The organism is Brevibacterium aurantiacum (assembly GCF_007558825.1).
In the GTDB taxonomy this organism is placed as follows: domain Bacteria; phylum Actinomycetota; class Actinomycetes; order Actinomycetales; family Brevibacteriaceae; genus Brevibacterium; species Brevibacterium aurantiacum_A.
Window position 1 is genome coordinate 114,967 of sequence record NZ_VLTK01000004.1, and the last position, 22,671, is coordinate 137,637.

Here is a 22,671-nt window from a genome sequence, read left to right on the forward strand (position 1 = left end):
GGATCGGTGGTCGGTTCAGATGTTAGTCGAGTCCGTGAGCTCGGTTCGCAGACGTCGAAGGTTCGGCATCGGTCGGTGGTGAATCGACGGGCCCCTGGCCGATCTCACGCATGTGGGCGGTGACCTTGCCGAACACACGCCCCAGGGTCGCCATCTCCTCTGGCTCGAGCAGGTCGACGAGGTGATCGCGGACGCCTCCCACATGTGTGGGAGCCATTGTCACGAGAAGCTCCCAGCCGGCATCGGTCATCTGGCAGTTGACTCCGCGTCCGTCTTCGGGAATCGAGAAGCGCTCGAGGAGGCCCTTCTTCTCCATCCGAGCCACACTGTGCGTCAGACGCGAACGCGACATCGTCGTGTCCATTGCGAGCAGAGCCATGCGCATCGTCCGGTTCTCATGTTCGCTCAGCCGGACCAGGATCTCGTATTCGGGCATGCCGATGTTGTGGTGCTCCCGCAGTTCCTTGTCCAGCTGCGTGGTCAGCAGCTGGGACCCGGTGAGATAGCTTCTCCAAGCCTTCTGATCGGCGCCGCTGAGCCATCGTGGTTCGCTCATCAGAGTGCTCCGTCCTGCGTCTGCGAGGTCAGGCGCTGCGCGACCTCTGTGGCCCAGTAGGTGAGGATCGCGTCGGCTCCGGCACGTTTGAAGGCGATGAGGGATTCCTCGATGGCGCGTTCGCGGTCGATGGCTCCGGCGGAGGCTGCGAATTCGATCATCGCGTACTCCCCCGACACCTGGTAGGCCCACACGGGCACCGGCGACTCGCAGGCCACCTCGGCGAGGACGTCAAGGTAGGGCATGCCGGGCTTGACCATGACGATGTCGGCACCTTCGGCCAGGTCGAGGTCGAGTTCGCGCATGGCCTCGCGGCCGTTCGCAGGATCCTGCTGGTAGGTCTTGCGGTCGCCTTGGAGCTCCGAATCCACGGCTTCGCGGAACGGACCGAAGAACGCCGAAGCGTATTTTGCGGAGTAGGCCATCACGACCACGTCGGTGAAGCCTTCGAGGTCCAGTGCCTCCCGGCAGGCCGCGACCTGACCGTCCATCATCCCGGACAGTCCCACCACGTGGGCTCCGGCGCGAGCCTGCGACACAGCCATGGAGGCGTAGCGCGTCAGGGTTGCGTCGTTGTCGACTCCGCCCGCGGAATCGAGGACACCGCAGTGTCCGTGAGAGGTGAACTCGTCGAGGCACAGATCGGCCATGATGACCGTCGTATCGCCGAGGTTGTCCCGCAGCAGCGTCAACGCTCGGTTGAGGATGCCCTCGGGATCATCGGCCTGTGAACCGTCATTGTCCTTGTGCTCCGGAATTCCGAACAGCATCAGTCCGCCGACACCGGCGTCCACAGCTTCGTTGGCTGCCTCGAGCAGGGAATCCAGGGTGTGCTGGACGACGCCGGGCATGCTGGTCAGCGGTGCCGGTTCGCTCAGCGTCTCCTTGACGAACATGGGCAGGATGAGATCGGCCGGGTGCAGGCGCGACTCGGAGACGAGCCGGCGCAGGGCCGGTGTCGTCCGCAGGCGGCGGGGCCGAACAGTTCCGGGAACCAATGTCATGTCAGGCCTTCTTTCTGCGGCGTTTCTGGCTGGGGCGCGTCGGGGTGGTTCCCGCCGCCAGGTCGTCTTCGCGTGCGGACATCGCGAATTCGACCAATCCGTCGATGAGGGAGGTGAGGTTGGCTTCCTCGGCGAGGACGTCGACTCGCAGGCCGTGTTCAGCCGCGGTGTTCGCCGTGGCAGGTCCAATGCAGCAGATCACCGAGGTGGCTGCCGGCTTTCCGGCAATCCCGACGAGGTTGCGCACCGTGGAGGAGGACGTGAAGAGGAAGGCGTCGAAGTCACCGGCCTTGATGGCTTCCCGGATGGGAGCCGGAGGCGGCGAGGCGCGCACGGTGCGGTAGGCCGTGACGTCGTCCGGGTCCCAGCCCTTCTCCAGGAGACCGGCCACGAGCACCTCGGTGGCGATGTCGGCGCGCGGCAGGAGCACCGTGTTCATGGGGTCGATGTCGTCGACGTAGTCCGGCCAGGCCGCAGCGAGGCCACGGGCCGAGTGTTCTCCGTCGGGGACGAGGTCGGGGGTGATGCCCCAGTCGATGAGTGAAGCGGCGGTGCGACCGCCGACGGCCGCAACCTTGACACCGGAGAGTGAGCGGGAGTCGAGACCGAAGTCCTCGAACCACATGCGCACGGCGCGGACAGCGTTGACCGAGGTGAAACCCACCCATTCGTACGATCCGTCGACGAGGCCCCGGATCGCCTTCTCCATCTGAGTCGGCGTGCGCGGGGGCTGAACGGCGATCGTGGGGACAACGGTGCCGACAGCACCCAGCTCCCCCAGCGCCTCGGCGGTGGAGGTGCCCTGTTCCTTCGTCCGCGGGATGAGGACCTGCCATCCGAAGAGAGGCTTGGTCTCGAACCAGCTGAGTGCACCCCGCGATTCCACTCCCTGTCCCATGATGACCACCATACGATCTCCGCCGGACTGCGCCATCGTCAGGGCCTGCCCCAGGGTGGTCTCCACACTCGTCTGATCGGTTGTGGAGATGCCCCAGCCCAGGAGCACCTTCGTGTTCTCATCCCAGCCGTCGTCGAGCAGAGCGCGGATCGCCTGTTCCTGATCGGCTGTCGTGCCCGTGAGCACGTGGGTGGTGTTGCGGTGCCGGGACACGTCGACGTGGGTCTGAGGGCCCGCCTCGATGAAGCGGACCGAACGCACTCGGTTCGTCGTCAGCGCGGTGCCGGTGTAGGCGGAGGTTGCCGCCGAAAGTCCGACTCCGGGTACGATCTCGACGTCGACGTCGGCCTTGCGGCACACCGCGGCTTCTGCTGTCGTCGTCGTGAACAGGATGCCGTCATCGGAACTCAGCCGCACCACGGTTTTGTCTGGGCGAGCCAGCTCGGCCAGCTTGCGTCCCCGTGTCGAGGCCGTCGCACCGAGTTGAGCAGCCTCGATGATCTCGGTGGCCTGCGGAACATAGGCGGTGACGATCTCAGAATGCACGTGGGTGTCGTAGACGACGATCTCGGCGTTTGCGAGGATGTCGGCGCCGCGAATCGTCATCAGACCCGACTCACCGGGGCCGCTGCCGATGAAGACGACGCGGGGTGAGACGGGCAGAAGACGTCGGGGCTGAACCTGGCCGGTAGTCATACCTGCTCCTGGACCTTGACAGGGGTGAGGTGATCCGCGGAGTGTGCGGGATCGATGCCGAGCTGTCCCAGCAGATCTTCTGCCGCTGCGGTGCCGAGTTCGTCGGCGAGCCGAGCGAGCTCCTTGCCTGTGATCGACAGCTGGTTCGCGCTGCCCGAGTCCAGATCCACGTCCGGAGTCATGGGCAGCGGGGCGCTCTGGCGAGTGCGGGCGAGGTTTCCGTCGTCATCGGCCATGACCGCGTCGACGACGAAGTCCGAGCCCTGGATTGTGGCCAGCGCACCGATGGGGGCAGAACATCCGGCCTCTGCCCGGGACAGGATCGCCCGCTCGCAGGTCACGGCCAGGTCGGTGGCCTCATCGTGGAGGCGCTTGAGCTGATCGCGGACCTCGGCATCGGCTGCCATGACTTCGTTGTCGAGGGCGAAGGGGCTGTCTGCTCCCCGCGTCTCAACGGCCAGGGCTCCCTGCCCAGGGGCGGGAAGCATCGTGTCGAAGTCGAGGGAATCGGTGGCCTCGGCCAAGCGGCCGATCCGGCGGACACCGGCCGCGGCCAGCACGACTGCGTCGAGCCGTCCGTCACGGACGTGGGCGATTCGTGTGTCGACGTTTCCGCGGACCCCGCGGACCTCGATATCGGGTCTCGCGGCGCGCAGCTGCACAGCACGGCGCGGGGAGCCGGTGCCGACGACGCTGCCTGCGGGCAGGTCCGCAAAGCTCAGGCCGTCCCGGCCGATGAGGACATCGGCGGGATCGACCCGGGGCGGGATCGCAGCCATCTGGATGCCGGCCTCGGGTGTGGTGGGCAGGTCCTTGAGCGAATGCACTGCGATGTCGATCTTTCCCTGATGCAGCGCCTGCCGGACGGCGGAGACGAAGACGCCGGTACCGCCGAATCCGGTCAGGGGCGACATATTGACGTCGCCCTCGGTCACGACCTCGACGATCTCGACGCGCCAGCCGGTCAGTGCCGCCAACTGGTGGGCGATCGCTGTGGATTGGGAGCGCGCGAGCTTCGAGCGGCGGGTGCCCAGGCGGATCGTGCGACCGGAGAAGTGCTCGGGTTCGACGATGTCGAGGGTGTGGTCGGCAACGGGACGCACACCGTCGGCCTCAACGTGATTCGCGCTCGAGGCCGTGGCGATCTTGGTCTCCGGCTTCGCAATCGAGTGGGCGACCTTGTTCGTCGGCAGGTCGAACAGCTGCATCAGCGCCTGCGCGTAGTCGACGTCGGAGTCCGTGACGGCCAGTTCCTTGACCTTGACCGTCGGTGTGTGGATCAGCTTCTCTGCCACACGGTGCAGGGACTTGCGGATCTCGGCGAAGGCCTTGTCATCGACATCGGCGCCGATTTTCTTCTCCAGACGCTTCGTCTCCGCGGCGAGCACATCCTTGGCGTGGCTGCGCAGCGCCGTGACTGTGGGGGCGACCGATCGTTCCTTGGCACCGGACTCGAGCTTGGCCAGCTCTTCCTGAATGATCGCACGCACCGACTCGACGGTCTCGACGACCGCAGCGTCACGCTGGTTCGCGGAGCTGGTGAGCATGGTTCGGATCTCGGCAAGGCCGAAGAGTGCGACGTGTTCGAACTCGCGCACCGTGGGGTCGATGTCGTGGGGCAGGGCGAGGTCGACGAAGGCCTTGTTGGCTGCGCCCTTGGGGTTCTGGGACAGACCGGCCTGTATGTCCTCACGGGTGACCACGACTTCCCGGGCGCCTGTGCAGGAGATGATGAGGTCGGCGTCGGCGATCTCCTCGGCGAGGATCCGGGAGGTCAGTTCGCGGGCACGTCCGCCCACCTCGGCGACGAGGCGCTCTGCTTTGTCCACGGTCCGGTTGAGCACCGTGGTCTGCGACACGCCCTCCTTGTGCAGGCTCGAGACGACAAGGCCGGACATCGCTCCGGCACCGATGACCAGAGCATTCGCGGCCCGCAGGGATCCGATGTGGGCTTGGGCGGCTTCGAGAGCGGCGCTGAAGAGAGAGCGGGCGACCTCGTCGAGTCCGGTCTCCGAATGCGCTCTTTTGCCCACCCGCAGGCTCTGCTGCAATGCATGCGAGAGGTCGGAGGTCAATGCTCCGGCCGACAGCGACTCGGTGAACGTCGAACGCAGCTGTCCCAAGATCTGGGCTTCGCCGATCGCCATGGAATCAAGACCGCAGGAGACCTTGAGCAGGTGCTCCAGGGCTTGAGCATCGTAGTGGGCGTAGAAATGCCCGGCGATGTCCTGCCATTCCTTGTCGATGGAGGAGACAAGGGCATTGCCGAGATCGGCGAGGCCTCCGTGGAAGGCGGTGACATCGGCGATGAGCTCCAAGCGGTTGCACGTCGAGAGAACCGCGAGCCCCTCCACATTGTCGCCGGCCAACGCGTCGGTGCGCAGTGCTCCGACCTCACCGGTGCCGAATGCGAGGGCGTCCAACATGTCGATCGGGGCCGACTGATGGGAAATGCCGAGAACCAAGAGAGTCAATTCCTGTGCTCCTCAAAACCTGGGTTGAGCGGTGCCGAATCTAGCGCCGAATAGTATGCGAGTACTTGCAGCTCACTGGCCAGATCGACTTGATGCACACGGATCGAATCCGGGGCGTCGAGCACGGTGGGTGCGAAGTTCAGGATCCCGCGCACGCCTGCCTCGGCGGCGATGTGCGCCGCCGCCGGTGCCGCGGATGCGGGTACTGCCATGACGACGAGGTCGATGTCCTCGGGCCAGGTGGCAAGTTCGGTGAGGTCTGAGACCGGCAGAGTGCCGATCACGGTTCCGATCTTGGCCTCATCGGTGTCGAAGATTGCGGTGAGTGAAAGTCCGCGGCGTTTGAATCCTGCGTAGTCTGCCAGGGCTGAGCCCAGGCGACCGGCGCCGATGATGGCAACGGTGCGCGACCGGTCGAGACCGAGGAATGTGCGCAGAGTCGAGGCGAGATCCTCACAGGAGTAGCCGACCCCGCGCCGACCCGAGCGTCCCAGCTGGGACAGGTCCTTGCGCAGAATCGACGACGACACACCGCTGCGGGCCGCCAACGCCTCCGAGGAGATCGTTGACTGACCCGTTGCAGCGATCGTCTCAACCGTCTGCAGGTAGATCGGGAGTCGGGAGATGACGCGTTCGGGCACATCCTTGCGGACGACCCCCTCAATGCTGTTGGCGGACAGAATCTCGCCCACGAAAACGCGTCACTCCTTCAAACGATCTCATGCGCCCAGAGCCTCAAGGGCTCTCGACAGCCGGCCCGAATCGACCCGATGGAAGCTGTGCTGCCGGCCGTTGAGCAGGACCACTGGGACATCCCAGCCGTACTGCCCGGCAAGATCATCATCGGTATCGATGTCGATCTCACTCACGCTGACGTCTCTGCCGGCCACAGCCTCGGCGATGGCATCCCTTGCGGTCTCGCACAGGTGGCAGTCGGCGCGTGTCAGGAAGGTCAATGTGACCACTGCACACTCCTCATCGGGCGACAACAAACCCCGCCGAATTCAGATTCGAGCGGGGGCGTAGGACCGTGTCCGGTCTTACTTCTTGTTGCGACGCTGGTGACGTGTCTTGCGAAGCTGCTTACGGTGCTTCTTCTTCGACATACGCTTGCGGCGCTTCTTGATGACTGAGCCCACGCGGGTACCCCTTGTGATCGTCGGTGGAGGTGAACATCTGGTGCCCACCCTTTGAACTAACCGTGCAATTCTATCGCTTGGGCCTCTGCTTTCCCAAAACTGTGTCCAGATCCACAGCGCCGCCGGCACGATCCGCGGATTGGCGGTCTCGCGATCCCCGGGCACGCAAGCCTCAGTCGAAGCAGGCGGCCGACTTCAGTCGAAGTAGGCGTCGAGGCCGAAGAACGGGAACAGGTTCTTGCGGGTGCCCATCACGGCGCGGTCGAGTTCGGATTCGGGGTCGAACCCGTTCGACCAGCGGGTGAATGTGCCGTCGAAGCCATCGGTCATCGACAGGGGCGCTTCCCGCCCGGTCTTCGTCTGCGCGTAGTTGGCCCAGCGGCCAGGAATGCGGGCACCTGGATCGATGTCGAGCCCGGCGGAGATGGCGAGCACGTTGGTCCAGGCTCGGGGCACCACGTCGATGATCGCGTACCCCCCTCCCCCGGTCGCCAGCCATTTTCCGTCGGTGTATTCGGCGGCCAGGTCGCGGACCCATCCGGTGGCCACCCGCATCGCATCGACGCTCAGTCGCATGTGTGTCAGCGGGTCGCTGCGGTGTCCGTCGCAGCCGTGCTGGGAGATGATGATCTGCGGTTCGAATCCGCCGATGATCGCGGGGATCGTGGCGTCGAAGGCCCGCAGCCATTCCGCGTCGAGTGTGCGCGGCGGCAGTGCGATGTTCGCCGCCGAGGCGGCCGCGCGCAGTCCGCCGATGTCGGCGGGGAAGCCGGAGCCGGGGAACAGGAACTTCCCCGATTCGTGCATCGAGACTGTGAGCACCCGAGGATCATCCCAGAAGAACTTCTCAACGCCGTCCCCGTGGTGGGCGTCGAGGTCGATGTAGGCGATGCGCTCGTATCCCGCTTTGAGGAATTCGGTGATGGCGCCGGCGATGTCGTTGTACACGCAGAACCCGCTGGCGTGATCTGGCATCGCATGGTGCATTCCGCCGGTGAAGTTCACGGCGTGGCGGTAGTCCCCGGAGATGATGGCCCGCGCCGAGTCCACCGAACCCTGGAACAGCATCGCCGAGGCGGCATGCATGTTGTCGAACCCGGGCACATCCTCGGTGCCGATGCCGTACTTCTTCCCTTCCTCGTCGCTGAGTTCGGCACCGGCGCCGACCTTCTTCACCGCGGCGATGAAGTCGGCATCGTGGAGATTCGCCAGCGTGTCCTCTTCGACCTCACCGATGCCGTGGATATGAACGTTGTCGGCGTCGAAGAGGCCGAAGTCCATGGCCAATTTCGCAGTCAGATCAAGTCTGAGGGGGTGCATGGGATGGCTGGGACCGAAGTTGTACCCGGTCACCGCGTCGTCCCAGACGACATATACATCGCTATCGGCCATGAGCACCATGCTATATGGCACAGCTCACCTACAGAGATTCGCACGCTTCGGGATCTACCATAGAGTCTGTGTCCAAGAATTCCCCACAGCGCTTCGACCGGATCCTGCGCCCTGGCCGGTGGGTCCGCGACTTCGTCGACGACCTCGCCGTTGCCTCGCCCGCTCGCCTGGCGATCGGATCCTTCGTCGCGGTGGTGGCGTTCTTCGCGATCCTTCTGATGCTGCCGGCGAGCATGCGCGATCCCGGTTCGGTTCCCCAGGTCGAGCACATTGCAAACGCAGTGTTCGTGGCCGTCTCGGCCGTCTGCGTCACTGGACTGACTCCGGTGGTGACTGAGAACTACTGGTCAGACTTCGGGATCTCGGTCATCACCGCCGGAATCCAGGTCGGCGGCCTGGGCATCCTGACACTCGCCTCGGTGCTGGGTATGGCGGTCTCTCGGAGGCTGGGAGTCAGGCAGCGCCTCATCGCCCAGCAGGCCACCTCGGCGCTCAATCTGGGCCAGGTCGGCACCCTGCTGAAGACCGTTGTGATCACCATCTTCACCGCCGAGGCGATCCTTGCCGTGCTGTTCTTCCCACGGTTCCTCATGCGTGGGGAGGAGATCGGCGACGCCGTCTGGTATTCGGTGTTCTACTCGATCTCGGCATTCAACAACGCCGGCTTCACGATCCACCCTGGCGGTGGTGCCCATTTCGCCTCCGACCCGTGGATCCTCTCGCTGATCATGCTCGGCGTTTTCGTCGGCGCCTTGGGTTTCCCCGTTGTGCTCATGATCGCCATTCAGTGGAATCATCCGAGGAAGTGGGACCTGCACACGAAACTGACGCTGACGACGACGACCGCAGTCCTGGCCATCGGGCTCCTGTTCCTCCTCATCTTCGAATCGGCCAACCCGGACACTCTCGGTGACAAGAATGCCGGGCACACCTTCGTCGAGATTCTGTTCATGGCGGTGATGCCGCGTTCAGGCGGATTCTCGACCATGGAGATTGCGGATATGAACCAGTCCTCGCACCTGCTCATGGACCTGATGATGTTCATCGGCGGCGGATCGTCGTCCACGGCAGGCGGCATCAAGGTCACGACCGTGGCTGTGCTGGTGCTGGCCGCCTATGCCGAGGCCCGCGGTCTGCAAGATGTGCATGTCTTCGGCCGGCGCCTGACCTCGTCGACGATCAAGCTCTCGATCTCGGTTCTGCTCACAGGATCCATCATCGTCTTCATCGGCACCCTGGCGATGCTCCAGATCAGCGCCGAGCCGCTGGACAAGGTGCTGTTCGAGGTGATCTCCGCATTCGGCACCGTGGGATTGAGCTCCGGGGTCTCTGCCACGGTCAATGAGGCGGGCCTGTACTGTTTGTCCGTGATCATGCTTATCGGCCGACTCGGTACGATTACACTGGCGGCAGCCCTGTCCATGCAGGATTCGGCTCGCCTATACCGCTATCCCGAAGAAAGGCCAGTCGTTGGCTAACGAACACAACTCAATCCTGGTCATCGGACTCGGCCGCTTCGGGTCGTCGACCGCAGCCACGCTGGCGAAGCTGGGCCGTGAGGTCATGGCGATCGAGCACAGCGCCGAACTGGTCAAGGATTGGAGCGGAAAGCTCACCCATGTCGTCGAGGCCGATGCCACGAACATCGATGCACTGCGGCAAGTCGGCGCCGGTGATTTCTCCACGGCTGTGGTCGGCATCGGCACCTCGATCGAGGACAGTGTGCTGACGACGGCCAACCTCGTCGATCTGGGCGTGGGTCAGGTGTGGGCGAAGGCTATCTCCCCCTCACACGGCAAGATCCTCCACCGCATCGGTGCACACCATGTCCTCTACCCCGAATCCGATGCCGGCCGGCGGGTGGCTCACCTGGTGAGTTCGCGGATGATGGAGTACATCGAATTCGACGAAGGTCACTTCGCCGTCGTGAAGATGCGTCCCCCGCGTGAGATCCAGGGCTTCACTCTCAGCGAGTCCGGAGTGCGCGACAAGTACGGGGTCACGATCGTGGGCATCAAGAACCCCGGTCGCGACTTCACGTACGCTGAGCCCACGACCCGCGTCGGCAAGCAGGACCTGCTCATCGTCGCCGGCCACGTGGAGCTGCTGGGGCGCTTCGCCGGACGCCCGTAGGACAACTGGGCAGAGTGCAACTTCAGCCGCAGGCGAGGCGCGACCCGGCGGAGAGCAGCGCGAGTTAGCGGGGAACCGCGCAACCCGGCGGGGAGCAGTGTGAGCCGGCGCGAAACCGTGCGAGCCGACGGGGAGCAGTGCAGGCCGGCACCCTATGGGCTGGCGAACAGTACCAGCTTGCTGAAAGTGCATAGGTAGAGCACTTGTGCACTACTTATGCACTTATGCCAAGTGGTTGCTTCGTAGCGGCGTCATAATGCTTGGGTTCAGAAGCACTCAGCCCCGCGTAGCCACGGTGCCTGGCCGTACAGTTTGGTCGCTAGGGATTCCACGTCGACTGCCTCGGCGAAACTGAGGCGGACGATCCGGTAGCCCGTTGCGATGAGGCGATTGTATTGTGCAGACTCCTTGCGCATCAGGGAGAACCCGCTGTCGACATACTTCGACACGCCGTCCACAAAGATGATCGTCTTCGATGCCCTGTGCATGAAATCAACCCGCGCGATATGTCGGTGGCCATCGAATACATCGACCTGCTGCTCGACGCCCGCTATCGTGAGAATTGAGAGATTGTAGGAGCATAGACTTTCGGCATAGCTCTCCGACAGTGGGCTGATGGAGGCAAGCAGCCGTTCTGCCCGCCGGTGCCCCTTCGAAAGCCGTCCAACGACCGGAGCAAAGTCCTCTTCTATACACGTTCGCGCAAGCTGACCGGTGTTCTTCGGATATCCGAAACGTGCCGCATCGTCTGCACGGAGATCAGTGCCGAACACCGCTCTCCGCAGAACCTTCTCCAGCGCAGCGAACGCCGCTGACTCCCCCAAGTGCCCAATGAGGTCAAGGGCCGTTCTCACGGGTGAGGTGAGCATCATCTTGCCGATGCGAACCGTATCCTCTTGCGGTATCGATCTGGTCGTGCGGGACAGGTCGCTGCTCTTCCACCGTCGGGACGGATTCGCCACATGGATGAGTCCGCGTGGCGGTCGGTACAGCGGCAGATCATGAATGTAGGCCGCCGAGATTCCGCACACCACATCGTCGGACCGGTACAGCGGATAAGACGCAACTCTGAGTTTCTCGATGGTATCAAGCAGGGCGAAGCTCTTCCGTCCCGTGGCATCCGTCTGCTCGCCAACCGTCTTGATCCACGCTTCGTCAGTGATGAGGTCCATGATTCTGCCGTGACGAGGGCTTTGGCACCTAGCGACAATCGAATACATGCCAAACGTAAGTTTGAGCAGGCAGCAGTCGACCGCACTGCCGATTCGGCGGCTGTGGATCCCGTTGGCGTTCAATTCTCGAGTTCGCACAATGTTGTACATGGACCAATGCTCGAGTGCAGGTGCGACGCGATTCAATGGACGTGCTCAACGTTGTGGAAGCAGGTTTCTCCTCCACAGGGTTCACGCACTTGAGTCACGGCGTCATCCACAACGAAACGAGCCTGAGTCGCCAATGGATGCGGCGGCGACCGACGTGACTTCTGCCCTGGCTGACATGGGACGACGAGGAAAACGGGCTTCACCTATGCGCGCTCTTCCGCTGACATTCACCCGCCAGCAAACTGCAAAGGGCGCAGATCCCTGGTGGTCGCGTACACAACCGCTGGGAACAAGTGCGCAGGTAGAGCACAAGTGACGTACCTATGCACTTTGGGCAAGCGAGCATCGGGTTCACGCTGACTAAGGCGCAGGAACGAGCGCAGGAAGCGTAGGAACGGCAGGGGAACTCGACCCCACCTATATGTGCACGAGAGCGGGCGACGGGAATCGAACCCGCGTCATCGGCTTGGGAAGCCGAGGCTCTACCATTAAGCTACGCCCGCGATCTACCGGCAGAACACGTTCTCATCAGGAAATATACCCTAAAGTGGCGAAAGCGTTTCCACTGCGACTCCCTCAGTGTATGTTTCCACTGCGACTCCCTCAGTGTATATCGACTCACCCCGGGTAAATATTCGGGATGGAGTCCCTGCAGGGAAGGAATGCTGCAACAACGCCTGAGGGGGCGGCCGCAGCCACCCCCTCAGCATCATGTCGTACGAGCGTCATGTCGTACGAACACCATGTCTCACGCTCAGTGGTCGATGGCCTCTTCGGCGCCGAACCCGGTGTGGGCGCGAACGTCCATCTCCGCTGCCAGCTCGGGGCTCTCGACTGTCTTGTCGGTGATCGACGCGATCCAGCCGAGGAGGAATCCGAGCGGAATCGAGATGATGCCGGGATTCGACAGTGGGAAGAGCACGAAGTCTGCCCCCGCAATCATCGCAGTCTCGGAACCGGAGACGACGGGCGAGAACGCGATCAGCAGGATCGCCGATCCCAGACCGCCGTAGATCGACCACACCGCACCGCGAGTGGTGAAGCGCTTCCAGAACAGCGAGTAGACGATCGTCGGCAGGTTCGCACTGGCGGCAACGGCGAAGGCGAGCGCCACGAGGAATGCGATGTTCTGACCCTGCACTCCGATGCCGCCGATGATCGCCACGGCACCGATGACGATGACCGTGCGACGTGCGATCTTGACTTCGGCGTCGGGGTCTTCGACCTTGCCCTTCTTGATCACGCTCGCATAGATATCGTGGGCGAAGGACGCTGCCGCGGTGATCGCGAGGCCGGCGACCACCGCGAGGATCGTCGCGAAGGCCACTGCCGAGATGAAGCCCATGAGGATGGGCCCGCCGAGGTGGAGCGCCAGCAGCGGTGCCGCCGAATTCACTCCGCCCGGTGCGTTCTCAATCGCATCTGCACCCACGAGTGCTGCCGCACCGTAGCCGAGGATGAGGGTGAACAGGTAGAACGCGCCGATGAGCCAGATCGCCCAGACGACCGAACGGCGGGCTTCCTTCGCAGAGGGGACCGTGTAGAAGCGCATCAGAACGTGCGGCAGACCAGCGGTGCCGAGCACCAGGGCCAGAGCCAAGGAGATGAAGTCCAGCGGGTTCTCACCGTACTGCTGACCCGGTTCGAGGATTGCCTCACCGACGCCCGAATTGTTGACTGCCGAGGCCAGCAGGGTCGAGAGGTTGAACCCGTTGAGGGCGAGGACCCAGACGGTCATTGCGAAGGCACCGAGGATCAACAGGACCGCTTTGACGATCTGGACCCAGGTAGTTCCCTTCATACCGCCGACCAGCACGTAGATGATCATGAGAGCACCCACCACGGCAACGACCAGCGATTGGCCGACCTTGCCGTCGATTCCCATGAGCAGTGATACGAGCCCACCCGCGCCGGCCATCTGCGCCAGCAGGTAGAAGAAGCAGACAGCCAGGGTCGACAGTGCCGCAGCCATCCGTACCGGACGCTGCTTGAGGCGGAAGGACAGCACGTCGGCCATCGTGAATTTGCCTGTATTGCGCATCAGCTCTGCCACGATGAGCAGGGCGACGAGCCAGGCGACGAGGAATCCGATCGAGTACAGGAAGCCGTCGTACCCGTTGACCGCGATGGCTCCGCAGATACCGAGGAACGAGGCTGCTGAAAGATAGTCGCCCGCGATTGCGAACCCGTTCTGGGGGCCGGTGAAGGACCTGCCGCCCGCATAGTAGTCGGAAGCGGATTTGTTGTTCTTGCTCGCCCGCAGGACGATGAACATCGTGACCGCTACGAAGGCGGCGAAGATCGTGATGTTGAGAACCGGGTTATTCTCGACCTCGGTCACGCCCTGGGACACTTTGTCGAGGCCGGATGCGAAAATGTCTCCTATGGCAATGGCGCTCATGGGGTTGTTCCTTCCGACTGCTGCTGTAGACGTTCACGGATAGCCGAGGCCGGCGGATCGAGCTTCTTGTTCGCGAACGAGACGTAGAACATCGTGATCGCGAAGGTCGTCACGAACTGCAGGAGTCCGAGGATCAGCCCGAGGTTGATCTCACCGACTACCTTCGTGGACATGAAATCATGCGCGTAGGTACTCAGGATGACGTAGAGGAAGTACCACGCCATGAATCCGATCGACAGTGGTATCACCACCGAGAACCTTTTGCGTTTAAGTGCTTTGAATTCGGGATTCTCCTCTTCGACGAGGAAATCGACCCGATTGCTGACGGGATCGGTCATTGCTTCTCCATTCGAAACGTGCGTCGAGCATCAGTGGTCTGAATCACACAACTTTAAACTAACGGTCAGTCAGCGCTGGGGAATACCACCGAAAGTTGGTAGCTTGTTCACATGAATGCCAAAACCAGAGAATCTCGGGCGCTGAAGGCCGAGACTCGCCGACTCTTCGTCGAAGCCATCGACTCTCTGCACCGCAGCGGGACCGGTGATGTGGTCTTCGGCGGAACGGTCGACGAGGGCGAAGTCACCGTCGAGGCGGTAGCCGGAGGCGGCAAGGACCGCCTGTCCTCGCTCATCGTCAGCACCGGACGCGGGCTCGGTGGACGTGCGCTCACCGAAGGCACTCCACAGCTGACGAAGGACTACGGACTCGACCCCTTCATCACCCATCACTACGACGAAGAGATCCTCGGCGAGGGGATCAAGGTGCTCATCGCCGTCCCGACGCTGCGCGGCGGTGACGTCACGGGCATGATCTACTGCGGTCATCGCGCAAACTACAACTCTGCGGCGCCGCAGACGAGCGACCTGGTCAAGCGGGTCAGGCAGCTGTCGGTGGATCTGGGTCGGCTCGGTCAGCCCCCACAACCCGAGGAACCAGTCGAGCCCGAGCGCCTGTACTCCGATCTCGAGTCCTCGAGCCGGGAAGCTCTGCGGCGCACCTATGCGGAGCTGCGCTCGATCCGTTCAGGCGTCGATGAGAACGAGATGCGCCAGCGACTGAACGTCGTGGAGAACCGCCTGGCCGATATCCTCTCCGGCCACAATTCGGATCTCTTCCCGAACCCGACGCCCACTGTCAGCCTCTCCCCCAGGGAAACCGACATTCTCTCGCATGTGGCATTGGGATGGTCGAATGCCCGGATCGCCGAGGGGCTGGGACTGCGGGAGTCGACCGTGAAGTCCTACCTGAATACGGCCATGGTCAAACTTTCGGCCGGCACCCGGCACGAGGCAGTGTCCATCGCAAGGTCGGCCGGGGCCCTACCCTGATGCGGGGTCTCAGCCGTTGATGACTTCGGAGTTCTCCTTCTCCATTTCAAGGGACCGGTCGCCTGCAGCCTGGGCAGCCGCCTCGGCGATATCGAAGAGCCCGGCGTCGATGAAGGTCTGCAGTCCGGCGAGTGTGGTGCCGCCCTTGCTGCTCACCGCCTGACGCTGTGCGCTCGGGTCCGGCTTCTCGCTCAGGAGCCGACCTGCCCCATCGGCAGTGGCCACGACCATCTGCTTGGCCGTCTCCTCGCTCAGTCCCATCTTCACACCGGCGGCGATCATCGTCTCGGCCAGGAGGAAGAAGTAGGCCACTCCGGAGCCTGAGATTCCTGTCATGGCAGGGATCTCCGCTTCCTTCAGGGCCACAACGAGTCCGGCTCCGGACAGCAGAGTCCGCAGTGTGTCCACTGTGGTCTCGTCCACCTCGGAGGAGGGGGCGAGGGCGATGACGCCGTGTCCGATGGCGCTGGGGGTGTTGGGCATGATTCGCACGATCGGGTTCTTCGGCGCCAGCGTGGCCAGATCGTCCATGGCGACACCGGCAGCCATCGAGACGAGGACCGTGTTCGCGTCCAGGCTCGGGGCGAGCTCGCGCAGCGTGTCGGCCATCATCCACGGTTTGACGCCGAGGAAGACGAAGTCCGCACCTGCAGCGGCTTTCTGGTTCGCCTCGGCATCGTCTTCCAACGAGATGATGGTCGCGCTCGGGAGCTCCGCAGCGAGTCGCTTCGCCGAGGCGGCCGAATTGGTCGTCGCTCGAACGTCGAGCTTCTCGTCGGCGCTCAGGATTCCCTTGATCAGTGCCGAGCCCATGTTTCCCGTGCCGATGGAGGCGATGGAGGTCAAATCAGACCTGCCTTTCTGTGGTGGTTCAATCGGTGTGCGTGCTGTGTTCAGGTGTTCGACTGTCTCTCGCTCGTGCGCAGCTCACTGGTGCGCACGTGGCTCGAGGCATTGCGGTGGCGGTCCTCGGTCTCAAGGCCGAGGTGGGTGCGGGCGAAGGCAAGGGAGTCGGCGAGCATCTGGTCCCGAGTGGACTTCTTCGTCACGAAACGTGTGTTGACTTCGACGACGACGTCGCCGGACCAGTTGCGTTTGGCCAGAAGCTGCAGGGTTTCGGCCACGGGCATGGTGCCGGCGCCGGGGATCAGATGTTCGTCCTTGAGGGATCCGGAGCCGTCTGTGAGATGGACGTGACGGAGTTTGTCGAAGATCTCCGACACGGTCTCGACGGCGTTCATTCCGGCCGTCGAGGCATGGGAGAAATCGAAGGTGAGGGCATCGTAGTCCTCGTCGAGGGGGTTCCAGTCGGGATAGTAGACGAGGACCTCACGCACGCCTGCGCGCCAGGGGTACATGTTCTCCACGGCGAGGACGACTCCGGTCTCCTCTGACACTTGCCGCACACCGTCGACGAAGCCCAGCGCATACTCCCCCTGCCACCTGAAAGGCGGATGCAGGACCACAGTTTTGGCGCCGACCTCCTTGGCGAGGTTCGCGGTGATGCGCAGCTTCTCCCAGTGGTCCTTGTGCAGGACGCGAGGCAGGAAGAGCAGCGTCGGTGCGTGCAGGGACATGACTTCGAGTCCGGTCTCCGCGGCCAGTCCGTTGATGAGGTCGACGTCGCGGGTCTCGGCGTTGTGGGTGACCATGATCTCGACACCGTCGTAGCCGTGCTGGGCTGCTTGGGAGAAGGTCTCGGCAACGGTCATCGGTGACACCGAAGAGCTGGAGAGTCCGATCCGGATCAGGTGGTCCGAACTGTGCTGGGTCTCGTGGTCGTAGACCTGATGGTTGTCGAAGTACTCACGGTGCCGTCGCGAATTGGACCGCGCGGAATTCTTTGCGGTGTAGACTTTACGTGCTGACTTCGACCGTTTCGCCCTGCTCATCTCACCCAGTCTAGTCCTCGAAGATTCCATATTCCCTCAGAGAGCATATGCCCTGAAGTCGCTAAGCGGCAGCGTTGGCCGATCGTCGAATTCGCCGCGCCCGCGTCGACGATGCGCTCTGGCACCGCACGGAGAACACCCACGTCTTCGGCGCAGTGTCCCCGGCGGCGCCAGAGGCCATGGTCACGATCGATCTCGACTGATCCGCCACCTCGGCGGGCGTCGGCCTCGACCGGAGGTCAGCCTTGGAGGGCTTCAACGTCCTCGTCGACCCAGTTCTTCGACTTCTCGACTGCCTTGTTCCACAGTCGGTAGGCGCGAGCGACGGTGTCCTCGTCCATCGACGGCAGCCAGCGCTTGTCCTCACGCCAGTTGTTCTTCACATCTTCTTCACCGTTCCAGAACTTCACGGCGATGCCAGCTGCGTAGGCCGCACCCAAAGCCGTGGTCTCGACGACCTCGGGGCGGATGACGGGCACGCCGAGGAGATCGGCCTGGAACTGCATCAGCGTCTCGTTGGCGACCATGCCGCCGTCGACCTTGAGCTCGGTGAGTTTGACTCCCGAATCGAGGTCCATCGCATCGAGGACCTCGCGGGACTGGAATGCCACCGACTCGAGAGCTGCCCGAGCGATGTGGTTCTTGTTGACGAAGCGTGTCAGTCCCACCATGACTCCGCGTGCGTCGGACTCCCAGTGGGGTGCGAAGAGGCCTGAGAAGGCAGGCACGATGTAGCAGCCACCGTTGTCGTCGACATTCTTCGCAAGCGTCTCAACCTCGGGGGCCTCGGAGATGATGCCGAAATTGTCGCGGAGCCATTGCACGAGGGAACCGGTCACGGCCACGGAGCCTTCGAGTGCGTACACGGCCGCGTCGTCGCCGATCTTGTAGGCGACGGTCGTCAGCAATCCGTTCTTGCTGGCCACGGGCTCGGTTCCGGTATTGATGAGCATGAAGTTGCCGGTGCCGTAGGTGTTCTTGGCCTGGCCCTTCTCGAAGCATGCCTGACCGAAGGTCGCCGCCTGCTGGTCGCCGAGGATACCGCAGATCGGGGTGTCGATGATGAGGCCGTTCTTGGCGCCGTAGCCGTAGACCTCCGAACAGGACTTGATCTCTGGGAGCATCGCGACGGGAATGCCCATCTCGCCGGCGATCTCCTCGTTCCAGTCGAGGCTCTTGATGTTCATGAGCATCGTGCGCGAGGCATTCGTGACGTCGGTGACGTGGACTCCGCCGTTGACGCCGCCGGTGAGGTTCCAGAGAACCCAGGTGTCCATGGTGCCGAAGAGCAGTTCGCCGGCTTCAGCGGACTCTTTGACTCCGTCGACGTTGTCGAAGACCCACTTGGCCTTCGGTCCGGCGAAGTAGGTCGCCAGGGGCAGGCCGACACGATCCTTGTACTTGTCGGGCCCTTCGTCTCCAGCGAGTTCGTCGCAGATCTTCTGGGTCCGTGTGTCCTGCCAGACGATCGCGTTGTAGACGGGCTTGCCGGTGTTCTTGTTCCAGATGACCGTGGTCTCACGCTGATTCGTGATGCCCACGCCCTCGAGCTGGTGGCGGTTGATGCCGGCGCGGGTCAGAGCCTGACCGATCGCCTCGTTCGTGTTCCTGATGATCTCCAACGGGTCGTGTTCGACCCAGCCGGCCCGCGGGAAGATCTGCTCGTGCTCAAGTTGGCCCGAGGACACGATCTGTCCGTCGTGATTGAAGACGATGGCCCGCGACGAGGTGGTGCCCTGGTCGATGGCGAGGATGAATTTTTCCTGACTCATGCTGACTCCTATGGCGAGGTGATGCTGTGGATTGCTGGTGACTCAGACGAAGGTTCGATGGGGTCAGACGAAGGCCTGAGACAGTAGACCGGCAGCGACGCCGCCGACGATGGGGCCGGCGATCGGCACCCATGAGTACGCCCAGTCTGATTTGCCCTTGTTCGGGATCGGCAGCAGGGCGTGGACGATGCGGGGTCCGAGGTCACGGGCCGGGTTGATCGCGTAGCCGGTCGGGCCGCCCAAGGAGGCGCCGATGACGACGACGAGGAGACCGACAGCCAGTGGCCCCAGCCCGTGCGGAGTTCCTCCGAAGAGGAGAATGACGAACACGAGGACGAAGGTGGCGATGACCTCGGTGACGAAGTTCCAGCCGTAGCTGCGGATCTCGGGACCCGTCGAGAAGGTGCCGAGGATGTTGCCGGCGTCCTTCTCCTCGTCGTAGTGCTTCTTGTACACGGCCCAGGCGAGGACAGCACCGATCATGGCACCGATCATCTCGGCCGCAAGGTAGGCGATGGTGTTGCCGAAGGTCACGGCGATGCCAGGGGCGTATTCGTCGGCGCCGCTGGCAAGGATGCCGAAGGTCACTGCCGGGTTGAGGTGCGCTCCGGTCTTGAAGGCGACGAAGACACCGGCGAACACCGCCAGGCCCCAACCGAACGAGATGAGGAGCCAGCCTCCCCCGTTGCCCTTGGTCTTGCCCAGAACCACATTGGCGACGACTCCGACGCCGAGCAGCATGAGCATGGCGGTGCCGCCGATCTCATAAAGGAAGATAGTACCCATATTTCACAAACTCCTATGTTTGTCCTGCTTCTCGGATTTACGGTTTCAGTGTCTCCTCGACGAGAGCCGCAGCGGACGCATCGTCGTGGGTGGATTCGGCGGCGATCTGTGCGTCGGCGTGAGCGTTGAAGTCGGCGATCTCCTTCGCCTCCCGCTCATCGTCCCAACCCAGGATCGGGGCGACGATGGCGGCGACCGCCTCGGCGGCGGCCTTGCCTCGGTCCCTGACCTCATAGTTGAGGCGCATTCGGCGCTCGAGGATATCGCCGAGGTGGACGGCACCTTCCGAGCTCGCCGCGTAGTGGGCCTCTGCGCGCAGGTAGCGCTGCGCGCCGGAGAGTGGGCGCCCGAGTTCGGGATCCTCGTCGACGAGGTCGAGGATGTCCTCGAGCAGGGTGCCGTAGCGGCGGATGAGTCTCTTCACGCGGTCCTCGTCCCAGCCGTACTTCTCGGCGATGCCTGCCTGACCGCGTCTCACGGCTCCGACGCCCTGGGCGCCGAGCAGCGGAACCGATTCGGTCAGTGAGCGCCGATCCTTCGCATCGTCGCCGAGAACGAAGTCGACGGCGTCCTCGGCCATCACCCGGTAGGTCGTGAACTTTCCGCCGGCGATCGCAGCGAGTGCGGGTTCGACCTCCATCACCGTGTGCTCGCGAGAGACCTTCGTCGAGGCCTGGCCTTCCTTGACCACGGGCTGAAGCAGAGGTCGGAGTCCGGAGTAGACTCCGATGACGTCGTTGCGGGTGAGCTTCTCGGTCAGAATCGCGTTCGCGTGCTTGAGCAGATAGTCGATGTCGTCGGAGTTGGCCACCGGAGAGTCGACATCCTGGTCCCACGGCGTGTCCGTGGTGCCGATGACCCAGTAGCCCTCCCACGGGATCACGAAGAGCACGGATTTCTCCGTCTTCGAGATGATGCCGGTGTCCGGGTCGGCCTTGATCTTGTCCTGGTCGACGGTGATGTGCACGCCCTTGGACGCGAGCACATGCAGGCCTGCGTCGGCTTGGGCCAGGTCCTGCTGCTCCTCGGTCCAGACTCCCCCGGCGAGGATTGTGCGGCGGGCGTGGATGTCGAACTCGCGTCCGGTCATCTCATCGCGGGCGCGGACGCCGGAGACTCGTTCTCCGTCGTGGAGGTAGCCGATGACGGAGACATGATTGGCCGCGGCGGCGCCGTAGCCCACAGCGGAGCGGATGAGCGTCATGACGAAGCGGGCGTCGTCGACCTTCGCATCGTAGTATTCGAGCGCACCGACAGCGGCATCATCGGCCAGGCCGGGGAAATGCGAGTTCAGGGCCTTCTTGCCGAGATGCCGACGCAGGGGCAGAGCGCGTTTGCGACCGGGGCGGGTGGCCATGGTGTCGTAGAGCAGAACGCCGGAGCCGATGAACGCCCGGTCGATGAGGCGATGTTCGAAGGGGAAGACGAAGGCGACGGGCTCAACCAGGTGGGGCGCCGTGTGCTGGAGGAGGAGGTCGCGTTCCTTCAGCGCTTCGGCCACGAGCTTGAAGTCGAGCATCTCGAGGTAGCGCAGTCCGCCGTGCATGAGCTTCGATGACCGCGAGGAAGTACCCGAGGCCCAGTCCTTGGCATCGACGACCCCGACCTTCAGTCCGCGGGTGGCTGCATCGAATGCGGAGCCGGCTCCGGTGACACCCCCACCGACGACGAAGACGTCAAGGGGGTTGTCGGCTGTGGTGTTCTCGAGGGTGTGCAGGGCTTCATCGCGGAACGATGGGGACAGCTCGCCATTTCGCATTGACAGTTCTTTTCCTTCTTCGAGCGTGTGTGTTCCCACCATTATCACGCCCCGATATCAGCATGTGGTCCGCGTACGGCAGTTAGGAAAAATCTAACAGGCAATGCGCAGAAGTGAAACACAACGGACAGAAGCGAAAGGGCTCAGACCAGTTCCACCCGCATCGCCGAGGAGGTCTCCGCGGAATCGAGCAGGTCGAGTTTGCGCATGATGATCCCTTCCCGCAGTGCCCATGGGGAGATGCTCATGACGTTGACGTCGAAGATGGCGAAGGCCGCGTCGGCGACGATGGCGCCCGCGAGGATCTGTCCGGCCCGAGCTTGGGAGACTCCGGGCAGCGTCGCACGCTCCTCGGGGGTCCGGGACGACAGGGTCTCGATGATTCCGGCGAGGTCACGGCGGAAGAGTTTGCGTGGGGCGTAGATGCCGTCGCCGCTGGGTGCCGCGCCGGCGATCCGAGCCAGCGAACGGAACGTCTTCGATGACCCCACCACCTGATCGGCGGTGCCGACTCTGTTGATCTTGCCGGCGATGCGACCGATCTGGGACCGCGCATACTTCTGCAGGCTGTGGATGTCATCGGCACTGGGCAGAGGATCGGGGAGGAAATCGGAATAGGTGCGACCAGCGCCCAAGGGCACTGACACGGCCGCCTCCGGGTATTCGTCCTGACCGGCCGCGATCTCAAGGGAGCCGCCGCCGATGTCGAGCAGCAGGATCTTCCCCGCCGACCAGCCGAACCAGCGCCTGACTGCGAGAAAAGTCACCCGCGCTTCGTCCTTGCCGGACATCACGTTGAGAGTCACGCCAAGTTGAGCATTGATGGCATCGATCAGCTCGCCACCGTTCGGGGCGTCCCTGACCGCCGAGGTGGCGAACGCCAGGATCTGTTCCGATCCTTGGTCTTCGGCGATCTCCACCGCCTCGGCGATGAAGTTGTGCAGTCGTTCCTGACCTGCGGCATCGATCATCCCGTCGTCGCCGAGGTACTCGGCGAGGCGCAGGATCTCTTTGTGGGAGGTGGCAGGCAAGGGAGGGGCTCCGACGTGAGCGTCGACCACGAGAAGGTGGACGCTGTTGGACCCGATATCGAGGACTGCTAGGCGCATTCGATCA

21 protein-coding genes and 1 tRNA gene are annotated in these 22,671 nt (G+C 63.4%); 4 read left to right on the plus strand and 18 right to left on the minus strand.

Annotation, left to right across the window (positions count from 1 at the left end):
- Nucleotides 1-22: 22 nt before the first annotated feature.
- The 8 genes from FO013_RS07910 to FO013_RS07945 all read right to left on the minus strand — a co-directional run bounded on the left by FO013_RS07910 (nucleotide 23) and on the right by FO013_RS07945 (nucleotide 8,168).
- Nucleotides 23-556: a MarR family winged helix-turn-helix transcriptional regulator gene (locus tag FO013_RS07910; RefSeq protein ID WP_143922012.1), complete on the minus strand. Its 534-nt coding sequence runs from the start codon at nucleotides 554-556 to the stop codon at nucleotides 23-25.
- Nucleotides 556-1,560 carry a porphobilinogen synthase gene (gene hemB, locus FO013_RS07915; RefSeq protein WP_143922013.1) on the minus strand — a complete coding sequence of 335 codons (1,005 nt, stop codon included), beginning with the start codon at nucleotides 1,558-1,560 and terminating at the stop codon, nucleotides 556-558. Before hemB ends, FO013_RS07910 begins: the two co-directional genes overlap by 1 nt.
- Before the next feature lies 1 nt (nucleotide 1,561).
- A complete protein-coding gene (locus tag FO013_RS07920) occupies nucleotides 1,562-3,154 on the minus strand; it encodes a bifunctional uroporphyrinogen-III C-methyltransferase/uroporphyrinogen-III synthase (RefSeq protein ID WP_143922014.1) in 1,593 nt (530 codons plus the stop codon).
- Nucleotides 3,151-5,628 carry a glutamyl-tRNA reductase gene (gene hemA, locus FO013_RS07925; RefSeq protein ID WP_143922015.1) on the minus strand — a complete coding sequence of 826 codons (2,478 nt, stop codon included), beginning with the start codon at nucleotides 5,626-5,628 and terminating at the stop codon, nucleotides 3,151-3,153. The genes FO013_RS07920 and hemA overlap by 4 nt, the downstream gene beginning before the upstream one ends.
- Nucleotides 5,625-6,320, minus strand: coding sequence for a redox-sensing transcriptional repressor Rex (locus FO013_RS07930; protein WP_143922016.1), 696 nt, complete (start codon nucleotides 6,318-6,320; stop codon nucleotides 5,625-5,627). The genes hemA and FO013_RS07930 overlap by 4 nt, the downstream gene beginning before the upstream one ends.
- A gap of 27 nt (nucleotides 6,321-6,347) precedes the next feature.
- On the minus strand, nucleotides 6,348-6,593 hold the full coding sequence (locus tag FO013_RS07935; protein ID WP_143922017.1) for a glutaredoxin family protein: 246 nt from the start codon (nucleotides 6,591-6,593) through the stop codon (nucleotides 6,348-6,350).
- 75 nt (nucleotides 6,594-6,668) lie between these two features.
- Nucleotides 6,669-6,767 (minus strand): 30S ribosomal protein bS22, encoded by a 99-nt coding sequence (locus FO013_RS07940; RefSeq protein WP_009882927.1) that lies wholly within the window; start codon nucleotides 6,765-6,767, stop codon nucleotides 6,669-6,671.
- A 195-nt stretch (nucleotides 6,768-6,962) separates the two neighbouring features.
- A complete protein-coding gene (locus FO013_RS07945) occupies nucleotides 6,963-8,168 on the minus strand; it encodes an acetoin utilization protein AcuC (RefSeq protein WP_143922333.1) in 1,206 nt (401 codons plus the stop codon).
- A gap of 59 nt (nucleotides 8,169-8,227) precedes the next feature.
- Here FO013_RS07945 and FO013_RS07950 point away from each other — a divergent pair, with 59 nt between their 5' ends.
- On the plus strand, nucleotides 8,228-9,637 hold the full coding sequence (locus FO013_RS07950; RefSeq protein WP_260848051.1) for a TrkH family potassium uptake protein: 1,410 nt from the start codon (nucleotides 8,228-8,230) through the stop codon (nucleotides 9,635-9,637).
- Nucleotides 9,630-10,292: a potassium channel family protein gene (locus tag FO013_RS07955; RefSeq protein WP_143922019.1), complete on the plus strand. Its 663-nt coding sequence runs from the start codon at nucleotides 9,630-9,632 to the stop codon at nucleotides 10,290-10,292. Before FO013_RS07950 ends, FO013_RS07955 begins: the two co-directional genes overlap by 8 nt.
- Nucleotides 10,293-10,558: 266 nt before the next feature.
- Here FO013_RS07955 and FO013_RS07960 read toward each other — a convergent pair whose 3' ends face one another.
- The 4 genes from FO013_RS07960 to FO013_RS07975 form a co-directional block, all read right to left on the minus strand.
- Nucleotides 10,559-11,464, minus strand: a complete 906-nt coding sequence (locus FO013_RS07960; RefSeq protein WP_143922020.1) for a hypothetical protein — start codon at nucleotides 11,462-11,464, stop codon at nucleotides 10,559-10,561.
- 582 nt (nucleotides 11,465-12,046) lie between these two features.
- Nucleotides 12,047-12,117 (minus strand) — tRNA-Gly (locus FO013_RS07965).
- 251 nt (nucleotides 12,118-12,368) lie between these two features.
- Nucleotides 12,369-14,015, minus strand: coding sequence for a solute symporter family protein (locus FO013_RS07970; protein ID WP_260848052.1), 1,647 nt, complete (start codon nucleotides 14,013-14,015; stop codon nucleotides 12,369-12,371).
- Complete coding sequence (locus tag FO013_RS07975; RefSeq protein ID WP_143922021.1) at nucleotides 14,012-14,353, minus strand: DUF485 domain-containing protein; 342 nt, start codon at nucleotides 14,351-14,353, stop codon at nucleotides 14,012-14,014. The genes FO013_RS07970 and FO013_RS07975 overlap by 4 nt, the downstream gene beginning before the upstream one ends.
- A 111-nt stretch (nucleotides 14,354-14,464) precedes the next feature.
- On the opposite strand from FO013_RS07975, the gene FO013_RS07980 reads away from it, so the two are divergent.
- Nucleotides 14,465-15,346, plus strand: coding sequence for a LuxR C-terminal-related transcriptional regulator (locus FO013_RS07980; RefSeq protein WP_143922022.1), 882 nt, complete (start codon nucleotides 14,465-14,467; stop codon nucleotides 15,344-15,346).
- Between the two features lie 9 nt (nucleotides 15,347-15,355).
- Here FO013_RS07980 and proC read toward each other — a convergent pair whose 3' ends face one another.
- A complete protein-coding gene (proC, locus tag FO013_RS07985) occupies nucleotides 15,356-16,192 on the minus strand; it encodes a pyrroline-5-carboxylate reductase (protein ID WP_143922023.1) in 837 nt (278 codons plus the stop codon).
- Between the two features lie 47 nt (nucleotides 16,193-16,239).
- On the minus strand, nucleotides 16,240-17,238 hold the full coding sequence (locus FO013_RS07990; RefSeq protein ID WP_143922024.1) for a sugar phosphate isomerase/epimerase family protein: 999 nt from the start codon (nucleotides 17,236-17,238) through the stop codon (nucleotides 16,240-16,242).
- 74 nt (nucleotides 17,239-17,312) lie between these two features.
- Here FO013_RS07990 and FO013_RS22815 point away from each other — a divergent pair, with 74 nt between their 5' ends.
- Entirely contained in the window at nucleotides 17,313-17,441 is a 129-nt protein-coding gene (locus FO013_RS22815) for a hypothetical protein (RefSeq protein ID WP_260848053.1), read from the plus strand.
- A gap of 36 nt (nucleotides 17,442-17,477) precedes the next feature.
- Here the strand turns inward: FO013_RS22815 and glpK are convergent, their stop codons facing one another.
- From glpK to FO013_RS08010, 4 genes are all read right to left on the minus strand, one after another.
- Nucleotides 17,478-19,010 (minus strand): glycerol kinase GlpK, encoded by a 1,533-nt coding sequence (gene glpK, locus FO013_RS07995; RefSeq protein WP_143922025.1) that lies wholly within the window; start codon nucleotides 19,008-19,010, stop codon nucleotides 17,478-17,480.
- Nucleotides 19,011-19,073: 63 nt separating this feature from the next.
- Complete coding sequence (locus tag FO013_RS08000; protein ID WP_143922026.1) at nucleotides 19,074-19,796, minus strand: MIP/aquaporin family protein; 723 nt, start codon at nucleotides 19,794-19,796, stop codon at nucleotides 19,074-19,076.
- Between the two features lie 37 nt (nucleotides 19,797-19,833).
- A complete protein-coding gene (locus tag FO013_RS08005) occupies nucleotides 19,834-21,555 on the minus strand; it encodes a glycerol-3-phosphate dehydrogenase/oxidase (RefSeq protein ID WP_143922027.1) in 1,722 nt (573 codons plus the stop codon).
- Between the two features lie 143 nt (nucleotides 21,556-21,698).
- Nucleotides 21,699-22,664, minus strand: coding sequence for a Ppx/GppA phosphatase family protein (locus tag FO013_RS08010; RefSeq protein WP_143922028.1), 966 nt, complete (start codon nucleotides 22,662-22,664; stop codon nucleotides 21,699-21,701).
- Nucleotides 22,665-22,671: the final 7 nt, after the last annotated feature.

Coding starts and splice junctions, on each gene's coding strand:
- FO013_RS07910 (WP_143922012.1), bottom strand. CDS start 556: ATGAGCGAACCACGATGGCTCAGCGGCGCCGATCAGAAGGCTTGGAGA.
- hemB (WP_143922013.1), bottom strand. CDS start 1,560: ATGACATTGGTTCCCGGAACTGTTCGGCCCCGCCGCCTGCGGACGACA.
- FO013_RS07920 (WP_143922014.1), bottom strand. CDS start 3,154: ATGACTACCGGCCAGGTTCAGCCCCGACGTCTTCTGCCCGTCTCACCC.
- FO013_RS07945 (WP_143922333.1), bottom strand. CDS start 8,168: ATGGTGCTCATGGCCGATAGCGATGTATATGTCGTCTGGGACGACGCG.
- FO013_RS07960 (WP_143922020.1), bottom strand. CDS start 11,464: ATGGACCTCATCACTGACGAAGCGTGGATCAAGACGGTTGGCGAGCAG.
- FO013_RS07970 (WP_260848052.1), bottom strand. CDS start 14,015: ATGAGCGCCATTGCCATAGGAGACATTTTCGCATCCGGCCTCGACAAA.
- FO013_RS07975 (WP_143922021.1), bottom strand. CDS start 14,353: ATGACCGATCCCGTCAGCAATCGGGTCGATTTCCTCGTCGAAGAGGAG.
- FO013_RS07980 (WP_143922022.1), top strand. CDS start 14,465: ATGAATGCCAAAACCAGAGAATCTCGGGCGCTGAAGGCCGAGACTCGC.
- FO013_RS07990 (WP_143922024.1), bottom strand. CDS start 17,238: ATGAGCAGGGCGAAACGGTCGAAGTCAGCACGTAAAGTCTACACCGCA.
- glpK (WP_143922025.1), bottom strand. CDS start 19,010: ATGAGTCAGGAAAAATTCATCCTCGCCATCGACCAGGGCACCACCTCG.
- FO013_RS08000 (WP_143922026.1), bottom strand. CDS start 19,796: ATGGGTACTATCTTCCTTTATGAGATCGGCGGCACCGCCATGCTCATG.
- FO013_RS08005 (WP_143922027.1), bottom strand. CDS start 21,555: ATGCGAAATGGCGAGCTGTCCCCATCGTTCCGCGATGAAGCCCTGCAC.
- FO013_RS08010 (WP_143922028.1), bottom strand. CDS start 22,664: ATGCGCCTAGCAGTCCTCGATATCGGGTCCAACAGCGTCCACCTTCTC.